At 64.5% G+C, this 15,250-nt stretch carries 6 protein-coding genes and 2 pseudogenes; 3 read left to right on the top strand and 5 right to left on the bottom strand.

What is annotated here, in order from left to right; translation table 11 throughout:
- Positions 1 to 156: 156 nt before the first annotated feature.
- Positions 157 to 1,587: a tyrosine-type recombinase/integrase gene (locus QX094_RS13480; protein WP_284422126.1), complete on the bottom strand. Its 1,431-nt coding sequence runs from the start codon at positions 1,585 to 1,587 to the stop codon at positions 157 to 159.
- Between the two features lie 631 nt (positions 1,588 to 2,218).
- Positions 2,219 to 3,418, bottom strand: a complete 1,200-nt coding sequence (locus QX094_RS13475; RefSeq protein ID WP_316173597.1) for an IS256 family transposase — start codon at positions 3,416 to 3,418, stop codon at positions 2,219 to 2,221.
- Between the two features lie 814 nt (positions 3,419 to 4,232).
- Here QX094_RS13475 and QX094_RS13470 point away from each other — a divergent pair.
- From QX094_RS13470 to QX094_RS13455, 3 genes are read left to right on the top strand one after another with little or no spacing between them, the layout of a single operon-like run.
- Positions 4,233 to 5,780, top strand: a complete 1,548-nt coding sequence (locus QX094_RS13470; RefSeq protein WP_315715086.1) for a ShlB/FhaC/HecB family hemolysin secretion/activation protein — start codon at positions 4,233 to 4,235, stop codon at positions 5,778 to 5,780.
- Entirely contained in the window at positions 5,780 to 11,074 is a 5,295-nt protein-coding gene (locus QX094_RS13460) for a filamentous hemagglutinin N-terminal domain-containing protein (protein WP_410052677.1), read from the top strand. The genes QX094_RS13470 and QX094_RS13460 overlap by 1 nt, the downstream gene beginning before the upstream one ends.
- A complete protein-coding gene (locus QX094_RS13455) occupies positions 11,071 to 12,630 on the top strand; it encodes a diguanylate cyclase (protein WP_316173593.1) in 1,560 nt (519 codons plus the stop codon). Before QX094_RS13460 ends, QX094_RS13455 begins: the two co-directional genes overlap by 4 nt.
- A gap of 1,173 nt (positions 12,631 to 13,803) precedes the next feature.
- Here the strand turns inward: QX094_RS13455 and traD are convergent.
- From traD to QX094_RS13440, 3 genes and pseudogenes are all read right to left on the bottom strand, one after another.
- A pseudogene (gene traD, locus QX094_RS13450) lies at positions 13,804 to 13,899 on the bottom strand (conjugal transfer protein TraD); the annotation flags it as partial.
- A 67-nt stretch (positions 13,900 to 13,966) separates the two neighbouring features.
- A pseudogene (locus tag QX094_RS13445) lies at positions 13,967 to 14,158 on the bottom strand (conjugal transfer protein TraA); the annotation flags it as partial.
- 302 nt (positions 14,159 to 14,460) lie between these two features.
- Positions 14,461 to 15,240, bottom strand: a complete 780-nt coding sequence (locus QX094_RS13440; protein ID WP_315715082.1) for a GntR family transcriptional regulator — start codon at positions 15,238 to 15,240, stop codon at positions 14,461 to 14,463.
- Between the last annotated feature and the right edge of the window lie 10 nt (positions 15,241 to 15,250).

Raw genomic sequence — 15,250 nt, 5'->3', positions numbered from 1 at the left:
CTGCGAATTTTTGCGTACACAATAATCCTCCGACCCAAATTGGCCAAGGCAAGCTTCACCTTGAAGTCCTGATCCGCGACGCTGAGCAGGGCGCGGTATGGGTTCTTTGGTTGGGCGAACGATCTCCCGTGCCCCTCACCACATTTGCCGATGACCTTAATGCCGCGCGCGACATTGATCGGCTATCAGTCTTACGCATTGGTCCGTGGATTGTTCTAAGGTTGCGTGCGAGGCGGCCTGACGATCCGCTTCTTTGATTTCATCGGTAAGCTGACAAACTGCCTTGGCCAAGAAGCGAGCCAAGGCGGCCTTCCGGGAATCAAGATCTAACGCATAGGCGGTCTGTTTGAACTTGACACCTTCCAGCAGGCCCTGGATGTAACCCGCGATCGTATCGGCAGCCATGATGAGAGCTGTATCGAGTGTATGGATGTACTTGCTGGTGACCGACCCCTTTGAATGCCCGACCAGCGCCGCGATAGTCACCTCAGTGAAGCCAAGGTCGTTAGCGATGCTCGCGAAGCTATGACGTAGCACATGGGGTGTGACGTCGGAGAGCGATGATTTACTGAACAACTGTTCCCAGTGGTTTGGGAAGCTGCCGAATGCATTGTCATCTCTGTACCCAGGGAAAACGTAAGAGCCGACTTTCTTCCTCTTTCGGGCCTCCATAAATTCCACCACAGGAAGTCCGATCGGTCGGATCGAAGCGCCCTCCTTGCTGTCCGCTAGACGCAAACAGCTCGCGTCGGTATCCACTTCGGACCACCTGAGGCCGATAATTTCACTGCGACGGCAGCCGGTCAGCGCGATCTGACGAATGATGTCGACCGTTATGGCGTACTTTTCGTCCTTGGCTGCTGTCTCCAGCATCTCACCCAGCGTCCGGTACTCGGCCTCCGTGAGCCGACGATTGCGCACGTTGTCCTTCGGCTTGCGAATGCCATGAGCTGGGTTGTGCTCGATGATACCGGCCTCCACCGCGTAGGTGAGGATGCCGCCGAGGAGGCCTACGGTCCTCGTTGCCGTGCCGACACCACCGCGCACGTTGGCTCTGCCGCGGAGCTTCTTGGTCTTGACGCTGACACGGGTCTTCCCTGCCATGATGTCCTTCAAGACCTTGTTGACGTCTGCTTTGACGAGATCCTTGACCCGACGCGTGCCGATCAAGGGAATGATATGGCGATTGATGCGCCCAGTGTCCGTCACCAACGTGGTCGACTTCTTCGGGCGTCCGCCCTTGCCTAGAATAAGGCCCGCTTCAAAGTCTTTGAGGTAGAGTTCGCAGAGCTCCTTGACCGTGACCGCCTTGTGATCGAGTTGCCGCTCTTCGGCTGGGTTGTCGCCCTGTGCCACCCGCCCCAGCTGAATCTTGGCTTCCTTGCGTGCAAGCTCCGGCGTCCAAACACCGTGAACACCGATGCTATAGCGGCGAGAGCGGCCGGCTGAACGGTATTGAATTAGGTAGCTGCGCTTACCCGACTTGAAGACGCGCAGACCAAAGCCAGGCAGATCGTCATCCCAGATGACGTAGTCTTTGGCTTGCGGTTCGGCGCCATCGACAACGCGTTTACTGAGCTTAGGCACGGATTTTCTCTCCTCCGAAGCCCGTCTCCCGCGTAAGCACCACGTAAGCACTTGGAGGAAAACTGGGGCGTATCGCAGGATAGAGCCGGCGGACGCTCATTCGAGATTTACTAATGATTATAGTAGGATATCGCAGCATTGGATGTCCTGGCGTTTTCTGGCGCAAGACAACTTAAAATACTCCGAAGGCAAAGGTCACACGTTCGAATCGTGTCGGGTGCGCCAGTCCTGGCTTGGTCCCGTGACGCGGTTGGACAGCCTGCTGGCTTTTGCCTCGCCTGCGCATCGGTCCGCAGCGCATTCTCTCCCGGCCCTGCTCAATATCCCCGGCGAGCATTCTGATCGTCGCGTGCCACCGTCGCAGCAGCCCTAGCTAGCTGGTCCAATCGGGTTGCTGGTATGAGGACGACCTCGCCGAAGCGGTGCGTTCCTATTTTCCGGTTACGCACAACGTTGCCGATGGCGCGGGTGGCGCTCCGCTTGCCGGGCTTTTGCAAGAGCGCGCCCGCTTGGCCGGAAAGAAGGTCGGGGTGATTTTGTCGGGCGGCAATATCGATGCGTCGGGATCGTGTCCCATTGCGTGGTGTAGCTAGCGGTGGGGCAGCGCGTTCGCCGGGGAGAGCTGGGCAGGTCAGCTGGCGATCGCCGGAAGGCTGACGGTGGGATCATCGCTCAACGGCGCGATTGTTTCCAGTGTCATGTAGCGGGCGTGCTGGACGGCCCATTCATCGTTTTGCTCAAGCAGGATCGCGCTGATGAGGCGGACGATGGCGTCTTCATTGGGGAAGATGCCGACAACCTCGGTCCGGCGCTTCATCTCGCCGTTGAGGCGCTCGATCGGATTGGTCGAGTGCAGCTTGGTCCGGTGCTGCGGTGGGAACGTCATATAGGCCAGCACATCGGTCTCGACCTCGTCGAGGAAGCCAGCAAGCTTAGGCAGTTTGGGGCGGAGTTGATCGGCGACCTTCCGCCACTGCGCTTGTGCAGCCTCGGCATCGTCCTGGGCAAAGGCGGTGGCGATGAAGGCGGAGACCACGCGCCGGCCGCTCTTGCCGGCATGCGCCAGCGCGTTGCGCATGAAGTGCACGCAGCACCGCTGCCAGCTGGCGTTGAGCACCTTGGCGACGGTGGCCTTGATACCTTCATGGGCGTCGGACACGACCAGCTTGACACCGCGCAGGCCGCGGCGGGCGAGCTTGCGCAGGAAAGCGGTCCAGAACGTCTCGGCTTCAAAGGGACCGATGTCCATCCCGAGCACCTCGCGTCGGCCATCGCTATTGACGCCGACCGCAACAATCACCGCGACCGACACGATGCGCCCGTTCTGACGCACCTTCACGTAGGTGGCGTCGATCCACAGATACGGCCAGTCGCCTTCGATCGGACGGGCGAGGAACGCCTTCACCTTGTCGTCGATCTCCGCGCAGAGCCGGCTCACTTGGCTCTTCGAAATACCGGTCATGCCCATGGCCTGCACCAGATCGTCCACCGAACGGGTCGAGACGCCCTGCACATAGGCTTCCTGAACCACGGCGGTGAGCGCCTTCTCGGCCATCCGGCGCGGCTCCAGGAAGCCGGGGAAGTAGGAGCCCTTGCGCAGCTTGGGGATGCGAAGCTCGACCGTGCCGGCACGAGTCTCCCAGGTCCGGTCGCGATAGCCGTTGCGCTGGGCCAGGCGCTCGGGGGTCTTCTCGCCGTAGGCCGCCCCGGTCTGGCCTTCGACTTCCATCTTCATCAGCCGCTGAGCAGCAAAGCCGATCATCTCGCGCAACAGATCGGCATCAGGGGTCTTCTCCACGAGCGTGCGCAGGTTCATCATTTCGTCGGTCATCGGTGGTTCCTCGGTTGCGTTGGCGTGTCGCAACCCGATCCTACCGGAGAACTGCCGGTGACCACCGCAAAGCCGCCCGCCCGCTACGGCGCTATCGGAGGCGCGCGTCCGAGCGGCTTTGCTCTACCGAGCTACACCACCACCGGGGACACGACCACGCGCCCCAGCCCATCGCTCAATCGCCGGGTGGTCAAATATGGCATAATGGTCAATCAAACTGCACTTTAGTGAGGCTTACATCTGCGGATTGTTCGCGGCGCCTAACGCCGGTCTCGGCCAGGGCGCCGGCGTCCTGCGAGACGCTCAGCACCCTGCCGTAGACAAGGCCGTAATGGGTGAAGTTGAAGGTGTCGATCTTTATCTCGGCCGCCTCGCCGAAATTGACGAAGCCGAAGTCCCAATGAGATCATGGCTGCGGAATAGCCGTGCGTCTCATGGAGCGTGTACCTGTCGGCGAGGAGGACGGCTTGGCGCTGGCTGGCTCACGATCGCTCCGTGGAATTACTGGCTGACCCCGCAGAGAGCTCCACTTCAACGTCCCATTAAGCATGAAGCGCTTAGGTCGTTGGGCTGAAAGAAGTGCGCGCGCCTCGGACAACACCGTTGGCTCGCGGAGTGACATGAGTCGAAGCGGCATATGGCGAAGCCTGTCAGCTCCCTTCTATGTGCCGCAGCCAGTATCGGGGCGCTGATGTACTCCTCGTCCGCGCTATCCCAGATCGCAGCTCCCAGTCAGGTGACTCCGCCGAGCCTGCGACCTCAATTCCCGGCGGGCGAGCAGCCGTTGCGACTACCGGGGCCGCTGGAAACGGCCGTGCCGCCCGGCAACGCAGCCATGGCCGTCGTGGTCGGCGAGGCGCAGCTCGATGGCGCGTTTCCCGAGCTTCGCACGCTCACCGACCCCCTGATCGCTCGCGTCAAGGGCCAACGTGTCAGCGTTGCCCAGATCTATGCGCTCGCGACCAACCTCGAAGGCCTCTATTCGCGCGCCGGCTATCCGCTGGTGCGGGTCAGCGTGCCGCCGCAACAGCTGGTCGACGGCGGGACACTTCGCCTTGTTGTCATCGACGGCTTCATCGAAGCGATCGACGTCAATACGCTTCCTGAGCGCGTGCGAAACGTGGTCGCCGGCCGGACCAACTTGCTGCTGGGGCGGCCGCATCTCACGACCGAACAAATCGAGCGTGCGCTGCTGATCGCGGGCGACGTTCCCGGCTTGAGGCTGCGCAGCACCCTGGTGCGCGGCACGCGCGAAGGCGGGGTACGGCTCGTGCTCGAGGGCGAGCATCGGCTGATCTCGGGCTCGGCCGGAGCCGACGATCGCCTGTCGCGTTCGCTCGGCACTTGGCAGCTGCGCGGCACGCTGGCGCTCAACAGCGCGCTCGGCGCTGGCGAGCAGATCTACGGCACGGCCGGACTCAGCACGGATTTGCGTGCGGCCTCGGCAGGCGACGCGCCGTTCTCGCTCTACGGCGGCGGGGCCGTCGTGCCGATCGGAGCGGACGGCATCACGGTCAATCCGGAATACACGCATTCGCGGACGGTCACGAAGCAGACGCCCGGCGCCCCCGCTTCGCTCGGCAGCTTCGACCGGTTCGCGCTACGCCTGCGCGGGCCGATCGGGCTGTCGCGAAAGGCGTCGCTCTACGCCAACCTCGCCGTCGAGGATGTCGAGCAGCAGATCTCGGCGCCGGATTTCGGGGTGGCGCTCAGCCACGATCATTACCGCGTGCTTCGCGGCGGCATCGACTACGCCACGACGTTGCCGTCGCAGGCAGGGCTGCAGCTCGGAGCGCAGCTCTCGAAGGGGCTCGGCGGACGCAATGCCGAGGACGCGATCACCTCGCGCGTGCCGTTGTCGCGGATCGGCGCGACGCCCGACTTCGTCAAGCTTGCGGCCACCGCGCGCCTGTCGCAACCTTTGCCCGCCGGCTTCCGCTTCGATGTCATCGGCACCAGCCAGATCACCGGCGGCAAGGCCATGCTGCGCTCCGAGCAGCTGTCGCTCGACGGAAGCGACGCGCTGTCTGCCTTCGCGTCCGGCACGTTGAATGCCGATGAGGGCTTCACCTTGCGCGGAGAGCTGGCCTACCCGTTCGTGTTCAATGCGTTCGGCACGGGGGCCGCCGCATCGCCCTATCTGTTTGCAGCCGGCGGCCGGGGCTGGATCGCGAGTCCCTCGGCCGTCGAACAAGCCGCCCTCAACGCGGGAGCCGTGGGGACCGGCGTCCGCAGCAGCGTCAGCATTCCCGGCAGCTCCGCCGATGCGAGCCTTGCAGTCGAGATCGCGCGCGGCTTCACCGACGTCAGCGGCGTGCGGCAGGGCTGGCGGGCCAATGTCCTGGGCACGGTGAGCTTCTGATGCGCGCGTTCGACCACGCACGAAACGCGCGAGCGGCGAGCGGATGGCGCAGACGCGCTGCCCTCTTGCTCGGCTGCACCTCTCTGCTCGCCATATCATCGCGCGCGCTGGCGCAAGCCGGTCTGCCGCAGGGCGGCAGCGTCGTGTCAGGTCAGGCCACGATCGGCGCGCCGGCGGGCAATACCCTCACGATCAACCAGACATCCTCCAGGGCGATCGTCGACTGGAACAGCTTCTCTGTCAGTGCCGGAAACAGCGTCAACTTCGTCCAGCCGAACTCGAGCGCAGCCATCCTCAACCGGGTCACGGGGACGACGACCTCGACCATTGCCGGCCAGGTCAGCGCAAACGGGCAGGTGTTCCTGGTCAATCCCAACGGCATCGCGATCACGCCAACTGGGTCGGTGCAGGTTGGCGGCGGCTTCGTGGCCTCGACGCTCGACATCGGCAATGCCGATTTCAACGCCGGCCGCCTGATCTTCACCGGCAAGGGCGCTTCGGCCGCCGTCAGCAATGCCGGCGCGATTTCCGGCGCGAGCGGTGCATTTGTCGGGCTGATCGGCGGGACCGTGTCCAACAGCGGCACGATCACCGTGCCGCTCGGCCGCGTCGGGCTCGGCGCCGGAGAGGCGATCACGCTCAATCCGACAGGCGACGGCTTCCTGCAGGTCGCGCTTCCCACCAAGTCCACCACCGCCGATGGCAAGGCGATCATCGACATCGCCGGCAGGATCAAGGCGGCGGGCGGCGCGATCGAGATCAAGGCGGCGGCGGCCCAGCAGGCCGTGCGCGACGTGGTCAACGTGTCCGGCGTGCTCAGCGCCCGCTCGCTGTCGGGCCGCTCCGGCCGCATCGTGCTCGGCGGCGGAAGCGGCGCGGTGACCATATCAGGACGGCTTGCGGCCAATGGCGGCCGCAGCAATGCCGGCGGCACCATCGTGGTGACCGGGAAGAAGGTTGCGCTGACCGCGACAGCGAAGGTGAGCGCCGACGGCAAGAGCGGCGGCAAGGTGCTGATCGGCGGCGATATGCGCGGCGGCCGGGATCCGTCCGCGAAGCTGGTCGCCGATGACGTGCCGACGGCCGAGACCACTTCGGTCGCGCAGGGCGCGACCATCTCGGCGAAAGGCAGTGCCGGCGATGGCGGCAAGGTCGTGCTGTGGTCGGAGCAGACGACCGACTTCCGCGGCAGCGTCGTTGCGACCGGCGCTGATGGCGGCAATGGCGGCGGCGCCGAGGTCTCGAGCCACGGCCTGCTGGACTTCCGCGGCAGTGTCGACCTGACCGCCACGGGCGGCAAGACCGGCACGCTGCTGCTCGACCCCTATGACGTGACCATCTCGACCGCGGCCGATAGCAACATGTCGAGCAGCGGCAACACCTACTCGCCGACCGGCAACAGCTCGGTGCTGTCGGTCGCCACGCTGCAAGGCGCGCTGGCGACGGCAAATGTCACCGTCGACACCGGAAGCGGCGGGTCACAGAGCGGCGACATCACCGTGGCGAACGCAGTGACCTGGGCCAGCGGCCACTCGCTGACGTTGAACGCCGCGCGTGACGTCAACGTCAATGCGGGCATCAGCACCAGCGGCGGCGGGACATTCTCGGTGTCGGCCGGCCGCGACGTGAATGTCAGCAGCAGCATCACGGCCACCGGCGGAGCCCTCAACGTCAATCTGGCTGCGTCCGGAAGCTCGGGCTCGCTCGTTATCAACGGCGCAACCATCGACACGAATGGCGGCGCGCTGACCGGGTCCGCAGTTCAGGCGGGGAGCAACGCGGCTGTCTGGCTGGCCAATAGCACCCTCAACGTCGGCGCTCTGACGCTCACGGGCACCTCGGCCTCCGGCAACGGGGTCGTATTCGCCGGATCGAACGCCATCACCAACACCAGCGGCGGCACGTTGAGCATCAGCGGAAGCAGCCCCACGTTGCCGGCATTCGTGCTGCAGGCCGGTGCGAGTCTGGATACCGCCGGCGCAGTCAGCATCACCGGAACGTCGAACAGCAGTGTCGGCGTCTATCTGCTGGGCAACAACACCATCACCGATCATTCCGGCGGTCTGACCCTGAGCGGGACGACGTCATCCAACGTCGGATTCTGGATCAACAGTGGCAACAACACCTTCACCAACTCTGGTGGCGGCACGCTCGCGCTGAACGGCACGGTCACGACCTCATCCGGATCCCAGGGCATCGCATTTAACTCAGGCGTGGGCCTGACCACGTCGGGCACGGTCACGCTCACCGGCACATCGATCACCTCCAACGGTGTCGAATTCCAAGGCTCGAACCTCGTCACCGACACTGCCGGAAACCTTACCGTCAGCGGAGCCAGTACCACCGGCATCGGCGTCTTCTTTACCGCCACACCAACAACGCTGACCAATTCCGGGACGGGAGCTCTTTCGATCTCAGGCAGTTCGGTTGCGGGCGCGGGAGGGGGATTTGGCGCGGCCATCAATTCCGACCTGACGACGTCGGGCAACATCTCGATCTCCGGCACCGACACCGGCACCTCCTACGGCCTGTACCTGAACGGCTCCGCGATCACCAGCAACTCGGGCAATCTCACGCTGAGCGGCTCCTCGACGGGTTCGAATGGCGTCTGGGATCAGGGCAACGGCACCTTGGCGCTGACCAACGCGGGGGCCGGCACATTCCAGCTGATCGGCAGCACACCCAGCGCCAGTCGTGGCATCCGCTTCAATACCGGCAGCAATCTGACCACCCTGGGCTCCGTCTCACTGAACGGGTCGTCGGGAAGCGGTGAAGGCCTGTCGTTCAAAGGCAGCAACATCGTCACGATTCTGAACGGCACGCCGAGCTTTGCAGGCAGCTCGACCTCCGGCAGCGGCGTCTTCTTCCAGGGCGCCACGACCATCGATAACCAGGGGACCGGCACGGCGACGTTCTCGGGCACGTCAAACAGCGGCTTTGGCGTGAACTTCACCGGGACGAACACTGTGTCCGGCAACGTATCGTTCGCGGGCATCTCGACGGCGAGCGACGGCGTCAGCTTTGGATCAGCCTCGAGCCTCGCCGTAACGGGCGGGAACGTCGCCGTCAGCGGCATCTCCACCGCCACGAGCGGGTCGGGCTCGACGGTCGGCACTTACTTCTCCGGTGCGACGGTCAGTAACTCGGGCAGCGGATCGCTGACCATCACTGGAACCTCCAACGACACGGGGCCGACGAACAGCGGGAGCGCCGGCGTGCTCTTTGCCGGCACCGACGCCATCAGCAATTCCGGCGCTGGCACGCTGGCCATTTCGGGATTCAATCCGTCCGGCTACGGACTCCAGTTCCGGAATTTCTCTGCTGTAACTACATCTGGCACCATGTCGCTGGCTGGAACGTCGAGCACGGGTTATGGCGTGTTGGCATCGCTCGCCAGCTTCACCGCAACGGGAAGTGTGACGCTGACCGGCACCTCGAACAGCAATGTCGGCATGGTCGCCAACGGAGGCAACACGCTGACCGCGACGAGCGGCGCTTTGATCCTGCAAGGCACTTCGGTGTCCGCTGATGGCCTGCAACTGCGCGGGACGCTCGCCACCAGCGGCTCGGGGCTTGTGTCGATCAGCGGAACGAGTAGCGGCGGAAGCGGCATCGCGGTCAACGCCAATGTGACCTCCTCCGGCACCACGTCGATCTCAGGCAGCTCGACCAGCGGCAACGGCATCTATTTGCGGGGCAGCACCACGATCGACAATCTGAGCGGAACCGCCGTGACGTTCGCCGGCACGAGCACCAGCGGGGCCGGAGTGACGATCGATCAAGGCAGCACGCTCACGACCTCAGGCGACCTGCAGCTGAGGGGGACGAGCAGCACCGCATCCGGCCTCGTCGCCAGCGGTAGCAACGCCATTACGGCCAACTCGGGCGCGGTCACCCTTGTAGGCAGCACCTCGTCCGCCTCGGCTGTCGGAATCGACACGTCTGCAGCCGGGGTTGCGATCACCAACAACGGCACCGGCACCCTCATCCTCGACGGTCGCGGCGGCGACCGGCTCGGCGCCACGATCACCTCAGGCGCGGCGCCGGTGGTGATCAGTGACACTGGTGCGGTGAGCCAGATCGGCGGCGCCATCGCTGCTACGGCGCTGCGGCTGTCGGGCGGAACGAGCTACGTGCTTGGCGCCGACAACACTGTCGGCACGCTTGCCGCCAGCGGTATCGGCGCGCTCACCTTCAACAACGCACAGAGTTTGACCATCGGTGCGGTACAGGGGATCAGCGGAATCAGCGCCAGCGCCAACGCGACGATCCTCTCGGCCGGCGACCTGACGATCGCAAGCGGCAGCGCGGTGGTCGCCGCAAGCCCGGTCCTATCGGCAGCTCGTGCCTTCATCAACAATGCCGGCAGCGGCGCGGTGAGCGCGACGTCCGGCCGCTGGCTGATCTATTCGGCCGCACCCGGCGCCGACAGTTTCGGCGGATTGGACAGCGGCAATCCGGCGATCTGGAACGCGACCTACCAGTCGGTGCCGCCGGGGAGCGTGAGTGCGCCGGGCAATCGTTACCTGTTTGCGGCTGCCGCGCCCGGGACGGCCGGCAATGGCTCATCGTCCGCGAACACGGATCTCATTCCGGCCCCATCGACGCCCGCTCTGATTCCCCCCTCGCCGTCCTCCACGCCCGATTCCGGCGTCTTGAACGGCTTTGGAGCCGCAGCTGAGTCAGTGAACAATGGAAGGACCAGCGGCGGTGCTGGAGGTGGCCATGGCGGCTTGGGCGGTGCGGCCTCTGCCTCGAGCGCTTCCCAGGGTTCGGCAGGCCAAGGCCCTGCAGCCGGCCCGGCAAAGTCCGCAGCCGAGCATGCCGCTGCGGCTCCGCCGGCCGCCGCACCCGTGCCGCCGCCGAGCCAACCCGCCCAAGCTGCCCCCGAGCCACCGATCTTATCCGCGCCGCCCACCACGATCGCGCCTGCGCCAGCCCGAAGCATGGTCGATCTTGCGCTGTCGCGCCTCAATCGCGAAGCGCTCGCGACCACCATTGCCGAGGAAATTTCGCGTGTGGCCCGCTCCGCCGCGAGGTCATTGAGGGCCGCCGAATTCACCATTGCGGCCGCAAGCTCGGTCCTGACCGTCGGCTTCATCGCTTGGCTGCTGCGCGGCGGGACGCTGCTCGCCGCGTTCCTGGCCTCGGTCCCGCTGTGGCGCGGCTTCGATCCTTTGATGGTGGTGCTGCGGCCGCGGAGGACGGAAAGGACCCGCGCCACATCCGAGGTTGATGCGATGTTCGAGGGCGGCCAGGGAGCCGGTCGATCGCTCGCGGACGTCACGCGATGAAGCGATGGCTGTCCCCCAAACTCCAGCTCAGCCTCGGTCTGGTATCCTTGACCGTCAGCCTAATTCTCGTCGCCGCCTCGCTTGGCTTGCTACCAAACGAGGAGAGAGCCGAGCTGGAGCAGCGCGGCGTCACCGCAACCGCGCTGGCGGTGCAACTCGCCGTCCTCGCCAGCCGCAATGACACGGCCGCGATCAAGGACACGATCGACGTCGTGGTCAGCCGCAGCCCAGCCATCCTCTCCATTGCCATCCGCGACGCGCATGGCAATATCCTCGCCGGATCCGATCGCCACCTGACCCACTGGCGCGAGCTGCCCGACGGCAAGTCGACCGCGACGCATATCCAGGTGCCGCTGTTCAATGATGACACGCCTGCCGGTCGGATCGAGATCGCCTTCAGGCCGCTCACCAGCGGAGCGAACCCGCTCGATCTGGGGCCGGCCCTGTTCGCGTTCGTGGGATTCATGGCGGTTACGGGCTTTGCCGGCTTCTACCTGGTGCTTGGCCGCGCCCTGCGCGAGCTCGATCCGAGTCGCACGATTCCGAAGCGGATCGAGGCGGCGTTCGATACCCTCGCTGAGGGCGTGCTGATCATTGACGACGACGAGCGCGTGCTGCTCGCAAACCGGGCTTTCAAACACAACGTTCTGACCGGTGGCGAGCTTGAGCTCGGCTCTCCGGCCAGCGGATTGCCGTGGCTTTCGTCGGTGGCGGCTCCGGTTGCGCCAAGCGATCTGCCGTGGCGTGTCGCCCTGGAACATGAGCATCCGGTGCTCGGCGCGGAGCTGAGCATTCGCGATGCCGGCGGCGGCATGCACCGGCTCGTCGTCAACGCGACCCGCATCCTCGACGGCAGCGGGACGGCACGCGGCGCCATCGTCACGTTCACCGACGTGACGGCCTTGCATGAAACCAATATGCGGCTGAGCGCCTCGGTCGAGGAGCTGCGCAAGGCACAGCGGCATATCTCCGATCAGAATCTCGAGTTGCAATATCTTGCCTCGCGCGACCCTCTGACCGGCTGTCTCAACCGTCGCACCTTTTTCGAACAGGCGGAAGCACTGCTGACCGAAGCAATCCGCACTCGGCGTCCGTTCGTCTTCATGATGGTCGACGCCGACCACTTCAAGCGGATCAACGATCGGTTCGGCCATGCCTTCGGCGACAAGGTGCTGGTCGGGCTCTCCGACCAGTTGCAGACATTCTGCGGCGCGCCGCATCTGGTCGGCCGTTACGGCGGTGAAGAGTTTTGCGTCGCGCTGATCGGCCTGAGCAAGACCTCGGCCGAACACGTGGCCGAGCAGGTGAGACGGTCGGTGTCGAACGTCGGGACTTGGCTGCCGGGCAGCGAACGCGTGACCGTCAGCATCGGGCTCGCGCCTCTCGACGATCCGCGCGACAAGCTCCTCGATCTGGTCAACCGCGCAGACAAGGCGCTTTACGCAGCCAAGACGGCGGGCCGAAATCGCGTGGTCGTGGAACGCACTAAGGATGCGGCGCCCACGTCGACCGTTGCGAGAGCGGCTTCCCGGGCCGGTTGGCGCTGTGATCCCTAACGAACGCCGCAGGCGGTCGGCCTTAGATGCCCTACCGTATCGGGGCGGACGCCGTCGCAGCGCTCGGCCAGCGGGCTCGCCGGACGACGGAATGCCAGCAATGGCTGATACGCAAGCCCTCGCGATCGCCGGTTCGTAGGTCGTGGGCCATGCTGCGCTCATCGGTACCCTTGATGGTGGTGACGCTCGGCGGAACGCCGACGCAGCGGGTCGGCATGGTCGACACCTCAACGACCCGATTTGCGAAATCAAGGTCGTCTTGGATGTTGCACGACGAGCAGTGACCGATGATCGTTCAGATCAAAGCGCTGGTTCTCAAAGAGCCGGGCCCGTCATGGATTAGGACGTTCCGGGATAACGTTCCCGTCCCGATACTACTTTCACATCCCGAGCGCACCAAGCAGGCGCGGCGGGGTCGCCGAAGAATATGCGAGCATGAGCGAGAACTGCAGCGCAAGCTTCGTCGTAAGGCGGACTGAGGTTGCCTCGACTGAAGGACCCTTGCGCCGGAGAGCTCCGTGCAAGCCTACGCCGCGCTTGCCACAACGACTCTCGGTCGAAGGAGTCGACGCAGTTAGTTCGGGTGGAGTTCTTGTAAGATGGCGTTACAGGGTCGTTCGTCAACATTGAACGGCACCAAGTTACGGTGGCCAGGACAGATTCTAGAAACACCGTCCCAATGGCGTTGGGCCGGCCCTGGAGCGCCTGGACCATCCCGAGATCGGCGGACGGCTCCTGAGCATCGTCTGCGCGAGGCGGCGCGCAGACGACTTGCCGATCTCAGCTCAGCCCGATCATCCGTGCGAAGCGGGTTGCTGTCCTCACCTCCGGCTGCTGTTCAATCTCCGGCTGTTCCGACCGGTTCAGCTCCGCCAGGGAGATCAGGACGATCTGGGCGACATATTCGATCACCATCGAGAACAGCTCACCGTCCGGGCTGTGATAGTCGATCCGCGTTGCCTGGCCATCCTGCACGGTCTTGACGACCGTCCAGCCCAGCGGATTGCTGGTATGTCGGATCAGTTCGCCGATGGTGTGAATCTGAAAACGTGATGGATTCGCAGGATCTCGCGCGCCTTTGCGTTCATCGTCAGGATGCGCGCGCTCTCGACCCTGTTCTGACCATCCATGACCGGCACGGCCGCGATGATCCCGAGCGGCGATCGGTCCGCAATCATCGCCGGTCAAGTCCACGACACGAGCCTTGACGACGAGGCCGCCGAGTTCAATGAGATGCCGCGTGCGCTTGCGGCGCTCGACCCGCCGCATATCATGCCGCACCCTTGCTGCCTGTTGACGGTTGCGCGCCGCCCGGTTGCGCCCGAGAGCCGCCAGCGAAGCGGTCGGCGCGGCGGCCCGAATCGATGCGCAGTTCGGTCTCGAGCTGGAGCGCGCGGCTGGCGCGGTTGACCCGGCTGCCAGCCGCTTCGCGGGCAAGCTCAGCGTTCTTGTAGGCGGCTTCGGCATCGAGCGAGCCATAAGGCCGCACCTCCTCGAATACCCGGCGGATCTTTTGGAGTTCATCAATACCGGCTTAGCTCCACTTCCTCATAGCGCTCCAGGGCCTGGATGCCCGGGACGCTGAGGTAGCCCTCAAACCGCGGCCGCTGCTCGTCGACCGTGAACGGTTCGAGCGCAACTATCAGGAGCGGCTCCTTGCGGTCGGCCGCACACGTCCGCAAACGTCGAGTAAGGTCGGCACGAGACTGCAGCTAAAGACCAGTTTGCCAGTCCACACGAACGCAAACGACCCACCAGCTCGATCGATGGCAACGATCGACCGTCGAACTTCGCGGGCGCCGTGAGTGCGAGACCACCAGGTGGGATGGTTCAGCCTGCAGCGGCGGCAATGGCCCAGCGCGATCTGGCCTCCCGTATCAATTCTGGCAAATTTGCGATCGTTCGGTGCATGTGGGCTTCCAGGCGCGCGCACGCGCGCGCGGCGTTCTGGCTGCGGACGCCGTCCGCGATATCAAGACAGTCACGGAGCTCGGAGTCCGGATCGGCGTCTTGGGAGATGACGAGGCATCGAATATACCGGCTGCGGTCGTTGAAGTTTTTTATCATTCGCAGCATCTCCTCGTTCCTCGATATCTGCGCGATCTGCTCGAACACACCCTCGATGGCGGCAGCATAATGCTTGGCGCGATTCCTTGCCGAATTCGCGGGCGGAAGCGCCGCCACTCTCATCGCGCTTCGGCCAAAGCGTACGGCCGACGACGACTCCAAAGCCTTCCTGAGATTATACGCGAGTACCAGCCGAGCAAACTCATAGAGGTCCTGCAGCTCCGCTGCGTCCGGGACCCTCGAGAAGAAGCCTCGCTTCGGAACGATATCAATCAGCCCCTCGCCATGAAGACGCTCGAGAGCTTGTCTCACCGGTGTCGCGCTCGCCCTGACATAGTCCGCAAGCTCGTCGATGCGCAGGTGCTCGCCTGGCAAAATGATCTTCGACTCCGACGTCAACTCGTAATGTGTGACCAATTCCTTGATTCGGGCGTAGGCAACATCGACTCGATTGAATTCGCTGTCCATATCGATACCTGCTGCGCGAGGATTGCTGATCCGGCGGGCTTGAGCCGAAGGCTGCGCGGCGCGTCGCGCGCTCATGCGACGCGCC

It is taken from the genome of Bradyrhizobium sp. SZCCHNS1050 (assembly GCF_032484785.1).
In the GTDB taxonomy this organism is placed as follows: Bacteria; Pseudomonadota; Alphaproteobacteria; order Rhizobiales; family Xanthobacteraceae; genus Bradyrhizobium.
The sequence above is the reverse complement of the archived record's forward strand: the minus strand, read 5'-3'. Positions and strand labels throughout refer to the sequence as shown.